The following is an 18,232-nucleotide window of genomic DNA, read 5'->3' as shown; positions in this document are numbered from 1 at the left end:
GTTCAGTACTTTCGTTGAACCGCGAAGACGCATAATTGTAGCAGAGCGTCCCGATAAACGGAATCCGTCAGGTGGGCAATGGCCACTTCCGCCGCACGCGCCTCACGCTGCGCTTGCTCACGCGTATACATCAGCGCGCCGGTCGATTGAATGGCAGACGCCACGACAGACATTTCCTCGCGCCCCCCATGTTCGATGGCGCGACGGATCGCCGCCCGCTCCAATTCGCTGCCATGCTTCAATGCGTAAATCAGTGGCAGGGTAGGCTTGCCTTCGGCCAGATCGTCTCCGATGTTTTTGCCGGTCTCCCCTATCTCTCCCGAATAGTCGAGCACGTCGTCTATCAACTGGAATGCCGTTCCCAAATGCATGCCGTAACTGGCAATGGCCGCTTCGTCTTCCGTGGAAGCATTGCCAAGTATCGCGCCGACACGGCAGGCAGCTTCAAACAGCTTCGCCGTTTTGTAGCGGACCACGCGCAGGTACTTTTCCTCGTCGGTTTCCGGATCATGGATGTTCAATAGCTGCAAAACTTCGCCCTCGGCGATGACGTTAGTCGCTTCCGCCAGGACTTCCATCACTCTGACTGAGCCGATCGCCACCATCATCTGGAAAGCCCGTGAATACAGGAAATCACCGACGAGGACGGCAGCCGCATTCCCAAACTGCGAGTTGGCTGTCTTGCGACCGCGGCGAAGGTCAGATTCGTCCACTACGTCGTCATGCAACAACGTGGCCGTGTGGATGAATTCGATAATCGCCGCCAGGTCATGACAATGTGCCCGCGCCGCGCCAAAATGATTGCCGGCTATGACCACCAGCGCCGGTCGAAGCCGTTTGCCGCCGGATCCAACAATGTAATGGGAAATCTGGTTGATCAGGACGACTTGTGAGGCAAGGCGCTCACGTATTACGCCGTCAACCGAAGTCAGGTCTTCGGCTATTACCGCGCGAATTTTATCGAGGCTGATTGAATTGGGTGACGAATTCATTGGAACACTGGGTAGCTCATGCCGGAAGGCGAAGTAAACCCATGTTTCAACAAGAAAATTCTTGCCGAGCGGGTTTGACTGGCGCCGGAAAAGCCCGTATCATAGCGGGTTCTGTCGGATCTCGACGGAAATCATTCGATAATTTTTGGAGTTCAACCATGTATGCGGTCATAAAAACCGGCGGGAAGCAGTATCGCGTCCAAGCTGGCGAAAAAATTAAAGTAGAACAGATACCGGCAGACGTGGGCTCGCAAATCGTGCTCGATCAGGTGTTGATGGTGGGTAACGGCGATGCCGTGACCATCGGCAAACCTCTCGTGGCCGGCGCGCTTGTCAACGCTACCGTCGTCTCCCAGGGTCGTCACGACAAAGTGACTATTTTCAAAATGCGCCGTCGCAAGCATTACCAGAAGCATCAAGGCCATCGTCAAAATTTCACCGAGATTCAAATCGGCGAAATCGTTGGCAATTGAGCCCGGCTAAAAGGAGATAACTCATGGCACATAAAAAAGCAGGCGGCAGTTCACGCAACGGTCGCGACTCGGAGTCAAAACGCCTTGGCGTAAAGGCGTTTGGCGGCGAATTGATCCCGGCTGGTTCCATCATCGTTCGTCAGCGCGGCACCCAGTTTCACGCCGGCGATAACGTTGGCATGGGCAAGGATCACACCCTGTTCGCACTCAAGGATGGCAAGGTCCAGTTTGCGGTCAAAGGCGCCAAGAAGGTACGTACCGTCATCATTCAGGCGGTATAAGCGTAAAGGCCTCACGCTAAGGGCCCCGAAGAGCAATCTTCGGGGCCCTTTGTTTGCACGACGAATTTGTGCCGCGCCTTTCGGGCATGCGGTCGAAACGCCACAAGAAAATCCATGAAATTTATTGACGAAGCACGCATCGAAGTCCACGCCGGTAAAGGCGGAAACGGCTCTGCTTCCATGCGCCGCGAGAAACACATCCCCAAGGGCGGTCCGGATGGTGGCGACGGCGGCCGAGGCGGGAACATTTATGTGGTTGCCGACAAAGATATCAATACACTTGTCGACTACCGGTTTGCGCGCATCTTCCGCGCCAAACACGGCGACGGCGGGCGCGGCGCGGGTTGCACCGGGCGCGGCGCGGACGACGTGTTCCTGCGGGTGCCCGTGGGCACGATCATCAAGGATTTGACGGCGGATCGCCCGATCGCCGACTTGACCCACGACGGCGAACAGGTACTGGTTGCCCAAGGCGGCCGCGGCGGGATGGGCAATCTGCATTTCAAAAGCTCGACCAATCGCGCGCCACGCAAGTTCACACCGGGTGAAGCGGGTGAGTCGAAGGACATTCATTTCGAACTGAAGGTGCTGGCCGACGTCGGCTTGTTGGGTATGCCGAACGCTGGAAAATCGACATTCATTCGTTCCGTCTCAGCCGCAAGGCCAAAGGTGGCGGACTATCCATTCACGACGCTGCACCCAAATCTTGGTGTCGTTCGGGTCAGCGACAATCGCAGTTTCGTGATCGCCGACGTTCCCGGACTGATCGAAGGTGCTGCCGAAGGCGCCGGCTTGGGTCATCAGTTCCTCAAACACTTGCAACGCACGCATCTCCTGTTGCATCTCGTTGATATTGCCCCGTTCGACCCCGCTGTCGAGCCGGTCAAAGAGATCAAAGCGCTCACAGGCGAACTGAAAAAATACGATCAGTCTCTCTACGAAAAGCCGCGTTGGCTGGTATTCAACAAGATTGACCTGCTCGAGCCGGCCGAGGCGGAAGAGCGCGTCAAGGCGATCATCAAAGGACTGAAGTGGAAGGGTCCGACCTTTTCCATTTCCGCCATGAAGGCTGATGGCTGCAAGGAGCTGACTTTCGCCATCATGGATCATCTGGACGCAACACGTGCGGCAACGGCCGTTGAGCCGCCCGCCACCGATATCTGAAAATCATGCGTGACGCCAAACGCATTGTTGTCAAGATCGGCTCGACGCTCATCACGAACAACGGCGTGGGCGTCGACCACGAATTGATCAAGCAATGGGTCTCACAGATTACGACCTTGCGCGCGCGCGGCGTGGAAGTCGTGCTGGTGTCGTCCGGGGCTATCGCCGAAGGTATGCAACGCCTCGGCTGGAAAGCGCGTCCACATGAGGTTAATCAGCTGCAGGCCGCTGCCGCGGTCGGACAAATGGGACTGGTGCAGGTATACGAGTCTGCGTTTCGCCAACATGGTGTCGCCACAGCCCAGATCCTGCTGACTCACGATGACCTGGCCGACCGCAAGCGTTACCTGAATGCACGCTCGACGCTCACCACTTTGCTATCGCTGCATGTGGTACCGGTCATCAATGAAAACGACACTGTCGTCACCGATGAAATCAAGTTTGGCGACAACGACACGCTGGCAGCGCTGGTGGCGAACCTCATCGACGCCGATCATCTGGTGATTCTTACCGATCAGCAGGGGCTTTATACAGCGGATCCGCGCCGTGAACCGAACGCTCGGCTGCTGCACGAGGCAAAAGCGACCGACGCCTCATTGGAAGCGATGGCGGGTGGAAGCGGGTCCTTGCTGGGTCGTGGCGGGATGCTGACCAAAGTTCTTGCGGCCAAGAAAGCCGCACTGTCGGGTAGCCACACTATCATCGCCTACGGACGAGAGCTAGATGTGTTGCTGCGCTTGCAGCAGGGAGAACGCATCGGCACGCGCCTGTTTTCGGAGACAAGCGGTCTACAGGCAAGGAAAACTTGGCTTGCCGGGCATGTCAAAACCAGCGGCAAATTGCATCTCGATGCTGGGGCCGGGCGGGCGCTGTTACAAAGTGGAAAGAGCTTGTTACCCATCGGCGTCACCGCAGTTGAAGGGGTCTTTGAACGCGGCGAGGTCGTCAGTTGCCTGGATACCGCAAGGCGCGAAATCGCACGTGGGCTGGTGAATTATTCCTCTGCCGAAGCGCAGAAACTCGTGCGCAAGCCGACATCAGAAATCGAAACGTTGCTCGGCTATATCGCCGAGCCGGAATTGATTCACCGCGACAACCTGGTGCTGCTTTAGCCGCCGCCGTTCGGTAGCGCGATCTAGTCAGACTCCGCTGCGTGCGAACTACGGTGCAATATTTCCACCGACAGGGAAACAGACTCGACATGAATTTCGGTCTCGTTTGGGCGGTGCCGGGTATGTCGCATGGACTGTGTGCCATGGCGCGGCAGAGGCTCAAGGTAGCGCACCAGCTGATGCAGCGCCTCTTTATACACATCGCGTTTGAATTCAATTACGTTGTCGAGCGGTACCCAGTAATCGTGCCACCGCCAAGCGTCAAACTCCGGATGTGAACTCGCGCGCAGGCGGATATCATGATCACGCCCGACCAGTTTCAGCAGGTACCAGATTTGCTTCTGGCCCTTGTATGTTCCGCGCCACTCACGTTTCACCCAGTGTGTCGGCACACTGTAGTGAAGCCAGCTTCTGGTTCGGCCCAGAATTCTGACGTGCTCACGACGCAATCCGGTTTCTTCCTCCAGTTCCCGAAACATGGCGTCTTCCGGGCTTTCCCCCATCTTGATGCCACCTTGCGGAAACTGCCACGCGTGCTCCTTGATGCGCTTTCCCCAAAACACCTCGTTCTTTGCATTGCAAAGCACGATAGCGACGTTCGGGCGATAACCATCTCGGTCAATCATGGCCGTGCCCTTTCAAATCTATAGTTAAGGCGATTCTTTCACAATTTGAGAGAGGTGAACAGGGTCAAGAGTTCCACCGGCGTGTAAAATGACAGCTTTTGCTGGTCAGCATATACTTGAAAAGTCACAATAAATCATGCGCTTATCAAATTTCTTCCTTTCGACCTTGCGTGAAGCCCCGGCAGATGCCGATGTGGCATCGCAGCAATTGATGTTGCGTGCCGGCATGATCAAGAAGCTCGCCGCCGGCATCTATACCTACATGCCAATGGGCCTTCGATCGATCCGAAAGATCGAAAACATCATCCGTGAGGAAATGAATGCCGCGGGCGCGGTGGAATTGCTGATGCCTGTCATTCAACCCGCTGAGCTGTGGATGGAAACCAATCGCTGGCAAAAATACGGCCCCGAGTTGATGCGCGTCAAAGACCGCCACGGGCGCGATTTCATCGTGCAGCCGACCTCGGAAGAAGCGATAACCGACATCGCGCGCAATGAGATCAAGAGTTATCGCCAGCTACCGGTCAATTTTTATCATATCCAGACAAAATTTCGCGACGAGCGCCGTCCGCGTTTCGGCGTGATGCGTGGGCGCGAATTCACCATGAAGGACGCATACTCGTTCGATCGCGACGCCGCAAGCGCTGGCAATAGCTACGACACGATGTACGCTGCCTACCAGCGCATCTTTACGCGCATGGGGCTGACTTTCCGGGCGGTCAAGGCCGACACTGGCGCAATCGGCGGCTCACGTTCGCACGAGTTCCAGGTCATTGCCGATACCGGTGAGGACGCGATTGCCTATTGTCCGCAGTCCGATTACGCCGCAAACATCGAACTGGCCGAAGCCCTGCCCTTGATTACTTCGCGGGCAGCGCCAACGCAGTCAATGGCAAAGGTGCCGACACCGGGCAAGGCCAAATGCGAAGATGTCGCCGAGTTTCTCAAACTGCCCTTGGCGCAGACGGTGAAATCGATTGTCCTGGCCTGTGACAAGATCGACGACAAAGGCATTCCGATCCCCGCAGATGTTTGGCTGCTACTGCTGCGCGGCGACCACGAGCTGAACGAAATCAAGGCAAGCAAAGTATCCGGTCTCGACAAAGGCTTTCGCTTCGCGACAGAGGGCGAAATCGTCGAGCACTTTGGCTGTAAGCCCGGCTACCTCGGCCCGATTGGTTTGAAAAAACCAGTCCGCTTGGTGGTTGACCGCACGGTTGCCAACATGAGCGATTTTGTCTCCGGCGCCAACGAAGAAGACTTCCATTTCACGGGCATCAACTGGGGTCGCGATTTGCCCGCGCCCACGGCGGAGCAAATTGCCGATATACGCAACGTTGTGGCGGGCAATCCGTCGCCGGACGGTCAAGGAATACTCGCCATTCAGCGCGGCATCGAAGTCGGCCACGTGTTTTATCTGGGCACTGTCTACTCCGGGCCGATGAAGGCCACTTTCCTCGACGAAAACGGCAAGCCGCAACTGATGGAAATGGGTTGCTATGGCATCGGCGTGACACGACTTCTGGGTGCGGCGATCGAGCAGAATCACGATGAAAAAGGCATCATCTGGCCGGATGCGATTGCGCCATTCACGGTAGTGATTTGTCCGTTGGGATACGACCGCAATGAAGCGGTGAAATCAGCCACCGAGCAACTTTATGCAGAGCTGGTTGCTTCAGGCGTCGATGTGGTGCTCGACGATCGCGGTGAACGGCCAGGTGTGATGTTCGCGGATTGGGAGCTGATTGGCGTCCCGCATCGCGTGACAATTGGTGATCGCGGTTTGAAGGAAGGAAACGTCGAATACCAGCATCGGCGCCACGACAAAGCCACTGTCGTGCCATTGACCAACGTCGTGTCCCTCCTCATGGAGAAGCTCGCGATCCGCTGACTCGACGAAACATTGAAACTCAAGCACTGGCGCGGCGATTGAGAGAAAAAAGCCTTGAGAGCCTCACCAGTGCTGGAGTTTTCTATTTTTCGCGAGTTAGATCTTCTCGCCCTTGACGATTCGCGAAAGCAGTTCCCGCGTGACCGTCCCGGTCTTTCGGTAGGCCACCTGTCCATTGGGATCGTAGACAATCGTTGTCGGCAGGCCCTTCATTCGGCCAAATGCCCTTTCACTCGCATCCGTTCCCAACACCAGCGGGTAGGTGTGACCAATCTTGCGTGCAAAGGCCGTCACCTGTTTTTCGTCGTCCCAATCCAGGGCGATGCCCAGAACTCGCGTCCGGTCTCCCTGTTCTTTGGCAAACACTGCGATTTCGGGTATTTCTTTCACACATGGCGCGCACCATGTTGCCCAGAAGTTCACCACCACCCACTTGCCTTTCAAATCAGCGAGGCGCTGCGGAACACCTGCGGTGTCCTTGAGTTCAAAACCGCGCGCAGTGAGCGCTACGGCGCACAGCATAACCAAAGCAAGTTTCAAGGCAACGCGGTAAAGTGCTGGAATATGCACGGTCATGACTTTGTGATGGCCAAAAAATCATCATAGCATTCTCGATTCGGCTGCGGTAACGACACACATGTGGTGAAAAAACGCAACAATTCCTGGGGAATTCATGGCGCTAAGTCTTACCGTACCTACCACGATTCGCAATTTGCCCAGCGACGTGGATGTCAATCCCAAAAAGGCCAAGGCGTGGGTTGAGTCGCTTCCTCTAACCAAGATGATTGAGTCGACACGCGCATTGACCGAAAACCTTGAGGCACTCAACCACGCCAAGATGCCGTGCGAGGATCGCGTCGCACTTCTGGAGATCTACCGTCCAACCATCGCCGTGCTGCTGGATGAACTGGAGGCCGTCTATTCCTCCAGCAGCCTGCCGTTGCCACCCGAAGCAAAGGGAGGCTTTTGACCTCGCCAGCCAATTGCTGGTGCAGTGCGGTTATGCCTACAAGATGATGGTGTCGGAAAAATCCGGGAAGTCACTTTTTTTCAACGCCAGGAAAATTCTGCCCTTGCCGTTGTTCAGGGCCATGTACTACCTCCGCGAATTAATGCTGCAAAGCTACAAGACGTATTGCCCCGTGCCGGTCGGTGCCTGGCAAGAAATGCACTCGCTTTACTTCCATGCCGATGAGCAAGGGTTGCTAAGCGAAACAGCCGACGCGGAATCGACATCGACGATTTTCGACATCTATGTCGATGTGATGATGACCTCGCTCACTGACCCGTATCGGCTGATGCATCAGGAATTGGATCGTGTTCTCGACATCCTGAAGCAGAATCGCGGCCTGATGGATATGCGGACCGATGCGGAAGGACTCAATCCACTACGCCTGTTTGTGGTTGCGCTGGATAGCGACCAAGCGCCAAAGGTTCTGATTCAGGGTGGACGGCCTCCCGCGGGTCAAGTGTTACGCGTGGTTGACCCGAGCCGGCTGGTGGAAAAAATCCAGCAGCGCCATCGCGCCCAATCCGGAGCCGGCGCGTCCTCCGCAAAAAGCCGCGCCACGCATGACCTGACCGACCTCACCATGCGCCTGATTCGTTTGTGGGGCGACCCACCGAAGCGGCAATTCCGTCGCAATCCCGCTGATTCGGCTGTGGCGCTGTGCAGCGGCATCAAGGCAATCTGCCACTTCACCGATCTTGCCTCGCATGAGGATCCGGAAGCCGACGCGCAGGCGATCCGCGACGGGGATACGATCCCACTATTGAAAATTCCTCAGGATTCGACGTCGCAATCGATCGGGATCGAGCGATGGCACGTGTTGAATCAAAGCGCCAATGGCTTGCGTATGCATCGCGAATCGGTCGGCAACGTCAGCATCACGGTTGGCGAAGTGATCGGCGTACGTTTTATGGGCGGGCGCACGTGGAATATTGGCATCGTTCGCTGGCTCACCCTGCTTGAAGGTGACGCGCTTGAGTTCGGCGTTGAGCTCGTTGCGCCATCGGCGATCAGCATCACGATCGAACCGACCATTGGATCCTCCGGAAAGCCAGCGCCCGCATTAATGCTATTCCCGCTGATGCCGGACGCGCAAAGTGACACCGTACTCACCACCGCCGAAACATTTTCCGACCTGCGAGAATTCGAGCTTGATGCCCAAGGCAAGCTGGTCCGCGTGCGGGCGACCACCCTGATAGAACGTACCAGCCGGTTCGAAATGTTTCAGTTCCAGGCTTCCTGAGCCGCCGCGACATTGTCACGGGCTTGACACAGATTCAGAATCGCGCGCCGCGCATCGTCGTCCCGAATCGACTCGCGCGGATGAACAAGTCGGTAGCGGCCGCGCTTGTCAACCTCCACCAAACTTGCATCGCACATGGCGCGCAGCAGGTCCTCGGCGACATCGATTGGCATGGGCGCCCTGGCGCGTAACGCCGCCAAGCCCTGCCCTGCCTCGCTCTCTGCCAGCGCATCGAGCAGCCTGCCCGCATCGACGCAGGATTGCACGCTCGGGTCTGGTTGTATCGCCTTCGCATTGACATGTCCGAAATACGAAAATGTCGCCGTCAATTCGGCGCCAATCAGTACTACTATCCAGCAACAAAATAGCCAAAGGAGAAAGATCGGCACACTCGCGAACGCACCGTACACGACGCTATAGGTGGCCACGCGCATGATGTACACGACAAACAAATGCTTGACGATCTCAAACAGCAGGCCCGCAATAACGCCGCCGGCGACTGCATGCCGTATCGGCACATGGCGCGCCGGCATGACGCAGTATGCGATTGCCAGCGCGAGCGTGGAAAGCAGGAATGGAATCAACTGCAGCAGCCAGTCATCAAGGGACGGCAGAACGCCACCCAGTTTTCGCGACCAATGCACGAAATAGGATGTGAGCGTCAGGCTTGCGCCGATCAACAGGGGCCCGACGGCAAGTACAGCAAGATATGCGGCCAGTCGTTTCCACCACGTGCGGCGGCGCCTTGCGCGCCAGATGTAATTGAACTCCGTGTCGATCGTGAACATCAATGCCACCGCCGTAGCCACGATGATCACCAGACCGATGATTGTCAGCTTTGCGGCGTTCTGCGAGAACTGCTCCATGTAAACCGTTACCGCTCTCGCGCCGACATCAGGCAACAGATTCTCCAATGCGAAGGTCTTCACCTGCAAAATAAGATTCCGAATGACGGCGACATGCGAAGTCAGAACAAGCGTGACTGTAAACGTTGGCACAATCGCCAACAAAGATGTATAGGTAAGACTTCCCGCCACCATCAGGCAGCGATCCTTCACGAAGCGATTCGCCACAAAGCGAATGTAAGCCCACAACTGATCGAGAAACTTCATCCTGAGATTTTTCCATTGAGGCCAGTTCGCGATTCGTATAATACCGGCAGCAGTCGATGTCGAACAATCCTGCGGGTTACGATCTTGAAATCACCGGTCAACCACGATATCAAGCATGGAGGCCAGCTGCCTCAACTTTTTCGCATTTGCCTGCCATTCTGCTGACAGCCGAATTTACTCTTACTCGCGGAGGTTTCCACGAACATGGCTGATATTCTGATTCTCTACTACTCACACTCGGGCTCAGTGCGTGAACTGGCGCGCCACATTGCACGTGGGGTTGAAAGCGTCGCCGGTATGTCGGCGCGGATTCGCACCGTACCAAAGGTCGCACCGGTCACGAAGCTCACGGAGCCGGAGGTGCCGCCTGAAGGCTCGCCCTACGTTACTGCTACCGATCTTGCCGAGTGCATTGGTCTGGCGCTTGGCTCGCCGACCCGTTTCGGCAACATGGCTGCACCAATGAAATATTTTCTGGACGGAACAGCGGGCGAATGGATGCGCGGCACACTCGCCGGTAAACCTGCCTCGGTGTTCACGGCCAGCGCCACGCAGCATGGCGGAAACGAGTCGACTTTGCTGTCGATGATGCTGCCTCTGTTGCACCATGGCATGGTGTTGGTCGGGGTGCCGTTTACCGAACCCCTGCTTACCAGCACGCAAGAAGGTGGCACGCCGTACGGCGCCAGCCATGTCGCCGGTGACGGCAATGATCAACCGGTTTCGGAGGCAGAAAAGGGCATAGCCTTTGCGCTGGGAAAAAGGCTCGCCGTCACCGCATTGAAATTGGCGGCATAGGCATGCCAATGCAGGCGAACCCATCCATGGCTAGGCTTTGCCATGGCATCGCGATTATCACACTCATTGCGCTGATCGCCTTGTGCATCACGTGGGAAACCTTTCTGGCGCCCATCAGGCCAAGTGGTTCATGGCTGATGCTGAAGGTGTTGCCATTGTTGTTGCCACTGTTCGGCATACTACGCGGCAAGCGCTACACCTTTCAGTGGTCTTCAATGCTTATCCTGCTGTACTTCATCGAAGGCGTGGTGCGTGCTTGGTCGGACAAGCCACCTTCATCGACACTGGCAAGCATCGAAATTGCACTTTCATGTGCGTTCTACTTTGCGGCAATTGCGTATGCGAATCTCACCGCACCGAGCGTGATTTCGCCGGCGCGGAAGTCAGCCGCGCCTTGACCAAGCCAGCGATTACCGGCAGCACGCTGACAATCACGATCGCGATTACCAATAGCCCCTGGTTTGACTTGACCCACGGAATGTTGCCGAAAAAATAGCCCAGGTAGGTTAGCGAACCTACCCAAAGCGCCGCGCCGATCAACGTATAACTGACATATGTCACGCGCGACATCGCACCCAAACCGGCCACAAACGGCACATAGGTTCGCAAAAAATGGCACAAAGCGCGCCAGCACCACCGCCAGCCCGCCCCAGCGCTCGAAAAACGCATGGGTACGCTCGATGTAATGCGGATTAAGCCAGCGCGATTTCTCGTCGGCAAAGAACTTCATGCCGAGGATGCGCCCTACTTCATAGTTAACGATATTGCTCAGCGCGGCTGCGCTGAACAAGAGCAGCACCAGCAGATGAACATTCATGCTGCCCAGCGCTGCCAACGACCCCGCAATAAACAGGAGTGAGTCGCCCGGCAGAAACGGCGTGACTACAAATCCGGTTTCTGCAAAGATGACCAAAAACAGAATGCCGTAGATCCACGGCCCGTAAAGCACGGTCCATTCGGCGAGGTAGCGGCTAAGGTGCAATACCACATCGATCGCTGACAGCAGCCATTCCATACTTGGCCCTTCAATAACTTCGGCGTTCGGTTTGGCGTTAAAGCTCGTTAAGGTTTTCTATGGTTGCGCCGAAATCACTTCGGGTTCGCCTTCCTTCTTTACCGGCTTCACAAAATCCTCGCGCGAAACGCCTAGGTACTTGGCGATAGGGCAGGCGACAAGCACCGAAGAATAAATACCGAAGCAAATACCGATTGTCAGGGCCAACGCGAAGTAATGCAGGCTTTGTCCGCCGACAAAGAGCATCGCCAGGACCATTAGCTGCGTGAGCCCGTGGGTGATGATGGTGCGGGAAATCGTTCCGGTAATTGCCGCATCGAGAATCTCTGATGTAGTCGCCTTGCGCATTTTGCGGAAATTTTCACGTGCGCGATCAAATACCACAACCGACTCGTTTACGGAATAACCAAGAATGGCAAGTACTGCCGCCAATACCGGCAACGAAAACTCCCATTGAAAGAACGCAAAGAATCCAAGAATGATGACCACATCGTGCAAGTTGGCAATGATCGTGGCAACCGCAAACCGCCACTCAAACCGGATCGCCAGATAGGCCATGATGCCGATACATACCGCCAGCAACGCGATACTGCCGTCGTACGCCAGTTCCTTGCCGACCTGCCCGCCAACAAACTCCACGCGCAGTTTGTTCGCCTTGGGATCGGTCTTGGCCAATTCCAGGTCGTAATCCAGACCTAGCGGGATCAGCGTCTCGATAATGGTGTTCTTCTGCTTCTCCATCGCCTCATTCTGGTTGCCGGTGCTGGTTCGCAACGGCAGGCGAATCAGTACGTCCTTGGCGGAACCGAAATTCTGCACGGTGACGTCGAGAAAACCCTTTTGCGTCAGGTCCGTGCGAATTTTCTCAAGATCCGCGGCTTGCTTGAAGGGCGCCTCAATCACCGTACCGCCGGTAAATTCGATGGAATAGTGCAGGCCCTTGGTGGCCAGAAAAAGCACCGCCAGCAGGAAGGTGATAAACGAGATCGCGTTGAACACCAGCGCGTGGCGCATGAACGGGATCGATTTCTTGATTCTGAAAAACTCCATGTTGCTTCCTATCTATTCCGGGTTATCCACGCAGGATTGAACTACGCTTTGGCGGGCGACTGGCCGGCATCTTTATGCCAGACCACATTGCCAATTGACAGTTTTGCCACTTTCTTTTTGCCCCCGTAGATAAGGTTCACCAGCCCGCGCGAAACCATCACCGCACTAAACATCGATGTGAGAATGCCAAGACAGTGCACCACGGCAAAACCCCTCACCGGGCCGGAACCCCAGATTAGCAGCGCGAACCCGACAATCAAGGTGGTGATGTTCGAATCGATAATGGTATCCAAGGCACGATCGTATCCCGCCTGAATCGCCATTTGCGGTGACATGCCGTTGCGAAGCTCCTCGCGGATACGTTCGTTGATCAGCACGTTTGCATCGATCGCCATGCCGAGTGCCAGCGCGATGGCGGCAATACCTGGTAGCGTCAGTGTTGCCTGCAGCATCGACAACAATGCAACCAGAAAGAACAGGTTACACGCCAGCGCCGTTACCGACACGACGCCGAACAACATGTAGTACACGATCATGAAGACTGTAATCAGCGCAAAACCGAGCAGGAGCGAGTTCTTGCCTTTCTCGATGTTGTCCGCGCCCAAGCTGGGCCCGATGGTACGCTCCTCGATGATTTCCATCGGCGCGGCCAGCGCACCCGCGCGCAGCAGCAACGCCAGATTCTTGGCTTCCGGCGTGGTGAAGCCGCCGGTAATCTGGAATTGCGGGCCGAATTCACCATTGATCACCGGCCATGTCAGCACTTCTGGTTTTCCCTTTTCGATCAAGATCATTGCCATGCGCTTGCCAACGTTTTCGCGGGTCGTTTGCAGCATGACGCGCCCGCCGGCAGCATCCAGCCGCACATTTACCACCGGGCGACTGGTCTGCTGATCGAAGCCGGGCTGCGCGTCGGTTACCTTGTCGCCGGTGATGACGAGCTGCTTCTTCACCAGAACAATTTCGCCCTGCGCGCCAATCATTTTTTCGGTGTTGAACGGTGCCGGCTCGGTGCGGAAACGTTCAAACGTGCCGCCGCTCATCTGATCTTCGGCGACAAGCCGCAATTCCAGTGTTGCGGTACGTCCGATAACATCTTTCGCGCGCCCCGGGTCCTGTACTCCCGCCAGCTGGACGAGTATGCGATCCGCGCCCTGCTGCTGAACAATTGGTTCCGAGACGCCAAGTTCATTGACCCGTTTGCGCAAGGCCGTAATATTTTGCTGTAGTGCGGTGTCCTGCAGCGCTTTCAGCGTTTCCGGCTTCATCAGTGCCGTCAGCACAAATTCGCCACCAACCTCGGTTTCGCGAAGTTGCAATTCTGGTAACTGCGTATTGATTTCCTTTTGGCCACGCAATAATTCTGCCTTTTCCTTGAAGCGAACCACCACCCGCTCGCCTTCACGGGCGATGCCGCCGTAGAACACTTTCTTGTCGCGAAGCAGGGTCCTGATATCGCCGGTGTAACGGTCAACCGCCTTGTCGACCGCCGCCTTCATATCTACCTGCATAAGGAAATGGACACCACCCTGCAAATCAAGCCCCAGGTACATCGGCAGCGCGTTGATGGCGGAAAGCCACACGGGCGAATTGGACATGAGATTGAGTGCGACCACATAGCTCGAGCCGACTTTTTTCTGGATGGCTTCGCGTGCCTGCAACTGCGTGCCTGAGTCCTTGAACTTGACTTTCAGTACCTCGCCGTCGAGTTGCAAACTGGTCGCCTCGATATTCGACTCTTTTAGTGCCGCCTCGACCGCCTTCAAGGTGGTGGCGTCAGCTTTTACCGCTCGAAGCCCGGCGACCTGAACCGCTGGTACCGTAGCGTAGAAGTTCGGCAATGCGTAGAGAAAGGCAACCACCAGGGCGACCGAGATAACGATGTACTTCCAGACAGGATATTTGTTCATTTGAACCTCAAGAACTTCTGCGGATGTTGCTACACGGCGACGAGATCCTGCGCCGCGGCCAGCTCAGGATGACCCGGTTATCGGCTTTGCCGATCATCGCGTCACTTTGTGATGTCGTTATATGTTCCTTTTGGCAGCAACGTCGTCACTGCCTGCTTCTGAATGTTCAGCACATTGTTGGCCGATACTTCCAGGCCAATGTAGCCATCGCTGATTTTGGTGATCTTGCCGATGATGCCCATTGCAATCACTTCGTCGCCCTTCTGAAGTCCATCAACCATGAGCTTGTGTTCCTTGGCCTTCTTTTGCTGCGGGCGAATCATCAGGAAATACATCAGCACAAACATGCCGATGATGATAAAAATGCTCGGTAGCGGATCACCCTGCGTGGCGGGTGATGCAGCTTGAGCGTAGGCGTTACTGATCATGAAAGGTCTCCGAAAACAGGAATAATTCGAGATAAATCAAGCTGGAGACGATTGAATACGCTTTCAAGATCCTTGAAAACGGTCACTGTGCCGCCAACTCAAAAAGTTAACTTGAAATTATATCAGTTCATGCGGGGCCACTCTGCCTGTCGGCATGAAAGCGCTTGGCGAATTCCGCGAAGCAATCACTCTCGATGGCATCGCGCATTTCCCGCATCAATTCCTGATAGTAATGCAGGTTATGAATGGTATTCAGTCGCGCACCAAGCATTTCATTGATGCGCTGCAGGTGATGCAGATACCCGCGGCTGAAATTCCGGCACGTGTAGCAATTGCAGGCCTCGTCAAGCGGACGAGTATCGTCCTTGTAACGGGCGTTGCGTATCTTGATGTCGCCCAACCGGGTAAACAACCAGCCATTTCGGGCGTTGCGGGTCGGCATGACGCAATCAAACATGTCCACGCCTTCGGCAACCGATTCCACCAGATCCTCCGGCGTGCCGACGCCCATCAGGTAGCGAGGCTTGTCGACCGGCAACTGCGGCGCCGTATGTGCCAGCACGCGGCGCATATCTTCCTTCGGTTCCCCCACCGACAAGCCACCGATGGCATATCCGTCAAAACCGACGTCCCGCAATTCCGCGAGCGATTCATCGCGCAAGGTCTCGTACATACCGCCTTGCACAATGCCGAACAACGCGTTTGGATTTTCGAGGCGCACAAATTCGTCCTTGCAGCGTTGCGCCCATCGCAGCGACAATCGCATCGACGCCGCCGCCTCCTCCGGCGTGGCCGGGTGGGCGGTGCATTCATCGAAGATCATGACAATGTCCGAGTTCAGCGCTCGTTGAATCTGCATCGATACTTCCGGCGACAGGAAGCACTTGTCCCCATTCACCGGTGACTGAAACGCAACACCCTGCTCGGAAATCTTTCGCAACTCTCCCAGGCTCCAAACCTGAAATCCGCCGGAATCAGTCAGGATCGGCTTGTTCCAGGCCATGAACTTGTGCAGCCCTTGATACTTGCTGATGACATCCGTTCCCGGGCGCAGCCACAAATGAAAGGTATTACCCAGCACGATTTGCGCACCGATTTCCGTCAATTCGGCTGGGCTCATGCCCTTTACCGAACCATAGGTGCCAACCGGCATGAAGACCGGCGTTTCGACGACGCCGTGGGCGAGCGTGAGTCTTCCGCGACGGGCGCCGCCACTGGTCGCAAGCAGTATAAAATTCACTGTGAAAAGTACTTTCGAGGCAATTTTGCAAATAACGGATGCGCGAGGATAATCGGATTCCTTGCAATTGCCAAACCGCAAGAAAATCTGATCACTTTTTCGCAACTTTGCCGGATCCGTTCAATCCAAATAAACTTTCGCCTGGATGGTCCCGCCGGCACATGTATCGACGTAAACTGTTGCACCGCAGTCTTGTTACCGTTTTCCAACTGTTTTCCCACTGTTTACCAACTCATTGTTATTGTAGCCAGCGCACCCATGACTCAAAAGGTGAATGCACCAGATATCAAGCTCGGCATGTTCATTGCCGATCTGGACCGCCCGTGGATCGACACGCCATTCCTCTTGCAGGGATTCCTGATTGAAGACGAAGGACAGATTCGGCAATTGCGCGATCTTTGCAAGTGGGTATTGATTGATCCGCAACGCTCAGTGGGTCCTGAATATAGCGCCCCTGTCAAGAAAGTGCCGATTCCGCGCCGCGACCTCGGCTCCGATCCGCGCGTATCTGTCAATCGAACAACAACGCCCGTAACAACCGTGACTTCCGGAAAGTCAACGGTTGCCGGGGCGCCCGCCCGCGGGCGCGCCACTGCCGGCAAAACCGCTCAAACCCGATGCTGGCCAGGCCAGTTCCCGGGAATTCGCCATGCCGATCAAGGATAGCCGCAACAATGCAGGCAATTCCTCGTTCCGGCACCAGTTGGAGCCTGCCGCCCCGTCACGGCGCGGCGCCGGGGGTGAGAGTGCCGAACCTGGCCCGAGCGTGCGCGGCCTATGGGGGAAACTGCGTGAGGGTGTGTCCGGATTGTTTTCGAAAAACCCGGACGAGATGGCCGACGATGACGTGCCGGAATTCGTCCCTGAACAGCCGGTTCACGTGCGTGCCGCATTCATCCCGGAATCGGTACAACTTACCATTTATGAGGACTCGCAGCCGGTCGAGGAAGAGATTGGCCGCGCGACCGTCGCATTTGAACGTAGCACACAGCTATTGCAGCGGGTGGTCGAGGACATTCGTGCCGGCGGCGGTCTGCAAATCGAGACGGTCGAAGAGGTCGTCAACGACATGGTCGAAAGCATGGTGCGCAACCCCGATGCGTTGATGTGGGTGGCGCGTATGCGCGAAAAGGATTTGACGGTCTATGACCACGGCCTGTCGGTGGCGGTCAACCTGGTTGCCTTCGGGCGGCACTTGGGTTATCCAAAGGATCAGCTTTCACATTTGGGAATGTTGGGATTGCTGCTGGATATTGGCAAAATCAAACTGCCGAAGGAGATCCTCGACAAAGATGCGCGACTCAGTTCAGATGAGTTCGAGTTGATCAAGGACCACGTTGACCTGGGTCTCGAGATCCTCAGTCAGACCCCCAATCTCCATCCCGACGTGCTGGAAGGGATCGCGCAACATCACGAACGCATGAACGGCACGGGTTATCCGAAGAACTTGCCGGGTGACGCGATCAGCATTTTTGGCCGCATGAGCGCCATTGCCGATACCTACGCGGCGGTCACCAAACACCGCCCCTATTCCGAAGCCATTTCGCCCCACGAGGCCCTGCAAATGCTCTCCAACTGGAGCGGCACGCAGTTCCATGCGGACATGGTCGAGCAGTTCATCCAGTCGATCGGCGTGTTCCCCGTGGGCAGCCTGGTGGAACTTTCCACCGGTGAAGTCGCGGTTGTCGTGACGCACAGCAAACTGAAGCGGCTGCGTCCGAAAGTACTGGTGGTTGCCGAGGCCGACAAGACGCACTGCAAGCATCCCGGCATGCGCGATCTGCTCTACGATGTTTCCGAGAATCCTGCATACATCCGCAGAGGGCTGCCGAGCAATTCATACGGGCTCGACCCCAGCGAATTCTATCTGGCCTGAATGCCATGACTT

The 18,232-nt window shown here is 56.0% G+C and carries 19 protein-coding genes and 1 pseudogene; 11 read left to right on the top strand and 9 right to left on the bottom strand.

The genetic code is table 11. From position 1 onward, the window contains the following. Positions 1–2 precede the first annotated feature (2 nt). Positions 3–992 carry a polyprenyl synthetase family protein gene (locus IPP88_16290; GenBank protein ID MBL0124208.1) on the bottom strand — a complete coding sequence of 330 codons (990 nt, stop codon included), beginning with the start codon at positions 990–992 and terminating at the stop codon, positions 3–5. Between the two features lie 158 nt (positions 993–1,150). Here IPP88_16290 and rplU point away from each other — a divergent pair, with 158 nt between their 5' ends. The 4 genes from rplU (at position 1,151) to IPP88_16270 (ending at position 4,022) form a co-directional block, all read left to right on the top strand. After that, positions 1,151–1,465, top strand: coding sequence for a 50S ribosomal protein L21 (gene rplU / locus IPP88_16285; GenBank protein ID MBL0124207.1), 315 nt, complete (start codon positions 1,151–1,153; stop codon positions 1,463–1,465). 23 nt (positions 1,466–1,488) lie between these two features. Beyond that, on the top strand, positions 1,489–1,746 hold the full coding sequence (rpmA, locus tag IPP88_16280) for a 50S ribosomal protein L27 (protein ID MBL0124206.1): 258 nt from the start codon (positions 1,489–1,491) through the stop codon (positions 1,744–1,746). Positions 1,747–1,860: 114 nt separating this feature from the next. Beyond that, complete coding sequence (gene obgE / locus IPP88_16275) at positions 1,861–2,910, top strand: GTPase ObgE (protein ID MBL0124205.1); 1,050 nt, start codon at positions 1,861–1,863, stop codon at positions 2,908–2,910. Positions 2,911–2,915: 5 nt separating this feature from the next. Then, the gene (locus tag IPP88_16270; GenBank protein MBL0124204.1) at positions 2,916–4,022 is read left to right on the top strand and encodes a glutamate 5-kinase; all 1,107 of its coding nucleotides are present in this window, start codon (positions 2,916–2,918) and stop codon (positions 4,020–4,022) included. A 23-nt stretch (positions 4,023–4,045) separates the two neighbouring features. Here the strand turns inward: IPP88_16270 and IPP88_16265 are convergent, their stop codons facing one another. Next, positions 4,046–4,648 (bottom strand): RNA pyrophosphohydrolase, encoded by a 603-nt coding sequence (locus IPP88_16265; GenBank protein MBL0124203.1) that lies wholly within the window; start codon positions 4,646–4,648, stop codon positions 4,046–4,048. A gap of 136 nt (positions 4,649–4,784) precedes the next feature. Between IPP88_16265 and IPP88_16260 the strand changes: the two genes are divergently transcribed. Next, a complete protein-coding gene (locus tag IPP88_16260; protein ID MBL0124202.1) occupies positions 4,785–6,539 on the top strand; it encodes a proline--tRNA ligase in 1,755 nt (584 codons plus the stop codon). A 96-nt stretch (positions 6,540–6,635) separates the two neighbouring features. On the opposite strand, the gene IPP88_16255 is transcribed toward IPP88_16260, so the two are convergent. Then, on the bottom strand, positions 6,636–7,115 hold the full coding sequence (locus IPP88_16255; GenBank protein MBL0124201.1) for a TlpA family protein disulfide reductase: 480 nt from the start codon (positions 7,113–7,115) through the stop codon (positions 6,636–6,638). A 97-nt stretch (positions 7,116–7,212) separates the two neighbouring features. On the opposite strand from IPP88_16255, the gene IPP88_16250 reads away from it, so the two are divergent. Both IPP88_16250 and IPP88_16245 read left to right on the top strand, forming a co-directional pair. Then, positions 7,213–7,509 (top strand): hypothetical protein, encoded by a 297-nt coding sequence (locus tag IPP88_16250; protein ID MBL0124200.1) that lies wholly within the window; start codon positions 7,213–7,215, stop codon positions 7,507–7,509. 13 nt (positions 7,510–7,522) lie between these two features. Beyond that, on the top strand, positions 7,523–8,791 hold the full coding sequence (locus IPP88_16245) for a hypothetical protein (protein ID MBL0124199.1): 1,269 nt from the start codon (positions 7,523–7,525) through the stop codon (positions 8,789–8,791). Here the strand turns inward: IPP88_16245 and IPP88_16240 are convergent. Next, positions 8,773–9,903 carry a YihY family inner membrane protein gene (locus IPP88_16240; protein ID MBL0124198.1) on the bottom strand — a complete coding sequence of 377 codons (1,131 nt, stop codon included), beginning with the start codon at positions 9,901–9,903 and terminating at the stop codon, positions 8,773–8,775. The two genes, IPP88_16245 and IPP88_16240, sit on opposite strands and share 19 nt — an antisense overlap. A gap of 204 nt (positions 9,904–10,107) precedes the next feature. Here IPP88_16240 and wrbA point away from each other — a divergent pair, with 204 nt between their 5' ends. Next, positions 10,108–10,701 (top strand): NAD(P)H:quinone oxidoreductase, encoded by a 594-nt coding sequence (gene wrbA, locus IPP88_16235; GenBank protein MBL0124197.1) that lies wholly within the window; start codon positions 10,108–10,110, stop codon positions 10,699–10,701. 2 nt (positions 10,702–10,703) lie between these two features. After that, positions 10,704–11,099: a DUF2069 domain-containing protein gene (locus IPP88_16230; protein ID MBL0124196.1), complete on the top strand. Its 396-nt coding sequence runs from the start codon at positions 10,704–10,706 to the stop codon at positions 11,097–11,099. On the opposite strand, the pseudogene IPP88_16225 reads toward IPP88_16230, so the two are convergent. The 5 genes and pseudogenes from IPP88_16225 to tgt form a co-directional block, all read right to left on the bottom strand. Beyond that, positions 11,050–11,716, bottom strand: a pseudogene (locus IPP88_16225) (DedA family protein). The gene IPP88_16230 and the pseudogene IPP88_16225 sit on opposite strands and share 50 nt — an antisense overlap. 57 nt (positions 11,717–11,773) lie before the next feature. After that, positions 11,774–12,766 carry a protein translocase subunit SecF gene (gene secF, locus IPP88_16220; protein ID MBL0124195.1) on the bottom strand — a complete coding sequence of 331 codons (993 nt, stop codon included), beginning with the start codon at positions 12,764–12,766 and terminating at the stop codon, positions 11,774–11,776. A 41-nt stretch (positions 12,767–12,807) separates the two neighbouring features. Continuing rightward, complete coding sequence (secD, locus tag IPP88_16215) at positions 12,808–14,676, bottom strand: protein translocase subunit SecD (protein ID MBL0124194.1); 1,869 nt, start codon at positions 14,674–14,676, stop codon at positions 12,808–12,810. Positions 14,677–14,777: 101 nt separating this feature from the next. Beyond that, on the bottom strand, positions 14,778–15,104 hold the full coding sequence (gene yajC / locus IPP88_16210; GenBank protein ID MBL0124193.1) for a preprotein translocase subunit YajC: 327 nt from the start codon (positions 15,102–15,104) through the stop codon (positions 14,778–14,780). A 127-nt stretch (positions 15,105–15,231) separates the two neighbouring features. Then, complete coding sequence (tgt, locus tag IPP88_16205) at positions 15,232–16,344, bottom strand: tRNA guanosine(34) transglycosylase Tgt (protein ID MBL0124192.1); 1,113 nt, start codon at positions 16,342–16,344, stop codon at positions 15,232–15,234. Positions 16,345–16,602: 258 nt separating this feature from the next. Between tgt and IPP88_16200 the strand changes: the two genes are divergently transcribed. Continuing rightward, on the top strand, positions 16,603–17,010 hold the full coding sequence (locus IPP88_16200) for a DUF3391 domain-containing protein (protein ID MBL0124191.1): 408 nt from the start codon (positions 16,603–16,605) through the stop codon (positions 17,008–17,010). Beyond that, a complete protein-coding gene (locus IPP88_16195) occupies positions 16,994–18,220 on the top strand; it encodes an HD-GYP domain-containing protein (protein ID MBL0124190.1) in 1,227 nt (408 codons plus the stop codon). The genes IPP88_16200 and IPP88_16195 overlap by 17 nt, the downstream gene beginning before the upstream one ends. Positions 18,221–18,232 lie beyond the last annotated feature (12 nt).

The organism is Betaproteobacteria bacterium (genome assembly GCA_016720925.1).
Lineage (GTDB): Bacteria > Pseudomonadota > Gammaproteobacteria > Burkholderiales > Usitatibacteraceae > UKL13-2.
Note: the sequence above shows the minus strand (reverse complement) of the source record. Positions and strands in the feature narration are given on the sequence as shown.

What these genes read in the sequence shown, in the direction of transcription:
- rpmA (MBL0124206.1), top strand. Translation starts at nt 1,489, where the DNA reads ATGGCACATAAAAAAGCAGGCGGCAGTTCACGCAACGGTCGCGACTCG.
- IPP88_16270 (MBL0124204.1), top strand. Translation starts at nt 2,916, where the DNA reads ATGCGTGACGCCAAACGCATTGTTGTCAAGATCGGCTCGACGCTCATC.
- IPP88_16240 (MBL0124198.1), bottom strand. Translation starts at nt 9,903, where the DNA reads ATGAAGTTTCTCGATCAGTTGTGGGCTTACATTCGCTTTGTGGCGAAT.
- IPP88_16255 (MBL0124201.1), bottom strand. Translation starts at nt 7,115, where the DNA reads ATGACCGTGCATATTCCAGCACTTTACCGCGTTGCCTTGAAACTTGCT.
- obgE (MBL0124205.1), top strand. Translation starts at nt 1,861, where the DNA reads ATGAAATTTATTGACGAAGCACGCATCGAAGTCCACGCCGGTAAAGGC.
- yajC (MBL0124193.1), bottom strand. Translation starts at nt 15,104, where the DNA reads ATGATCAGTAACGCCTACGCTCAAGCTGCATCACCCGCCACGCAGGGT.
- IPP88_16265 (MBL0124203.1), bottom strand. Translation starts at nt 4,648, where the DNA reads ATGATTGACCGAGATGGTTATCGCCCGAACGTCGCTATCGTGCTTTGC.
- IPP88_16195 (MBL0124190.1), top strand. Translation starts at nt 16,994, where the DNA reads ATGCCGATCAAGGATAGCCGCAACAATGCAGGCAATTCCTCGTTCCGG.
- IPP88_16290 (MBL0124208.1), bottom strand. Translation starts at nt 992, where the DNA reads ATGAATTCGTCACCCAATTCAATCAGCCTCGATAAAATTCGCGCGGTA.
- IPP88_16260 (MBL0124202.1), top strand. Translation starts at nt 4,785, where the DNA reads ATGCGCTTATCAAATTTCTTCCTTTCGACCTTGCGTGAAGCCCCGGCA.
- IPP88_16200 (MBL0124191.1), top strand. Translation starts at nt 16,603, where the DNA reads ATGACTCAAAAGGTGAATGCACCAGATATCAAGCTCGGCATGTTCATT.
- rplU (MBL0124207.1), top strand. Translation starts at nt 1,151, where the DNA reads ATGTATGCGGTCATAAAAACCGGCGGGAAGCAGTATCGCGTCCAAGCT.
- IPP88_16250 (MBL0124200.1), top strand. Translation starts at nt 7,213, where the DNA reads ATGGCGCTAAGTCTTACCGTACCTACCACGATTCGCAATTTGCCCAGC.
- secF (MBL0124195.1), bottom strand. Translation starts at nt 12,766, where the DNA reads ATGGAGTTTTTCAGAATCAAGAAATCGATCCCGTTCATGCGCCACGCG.
- secD (MBL0124194.1), bottom strand. Translation starts at nt 14,676, where the DNA reads ATGAACAAATATCCTGTCTGGAAGTACATCGTTATCTCGGTCGCCCTG.
- wrbA (MBL0124197.1), top strand. Translation starts at nt 10,108, where the DNA reads ATGGCTGATATTCTGATTCTCTACTACTCACACTCGGGCTCAGTGCGT.
- IPP88_16230 (MBL0124196.1), top strand. Translation starts at nt 10,704, where the DNA reads ATGCCAATGCAGGCGAACCCATCCATGGCTAGGCTTTGCCATGGCATC.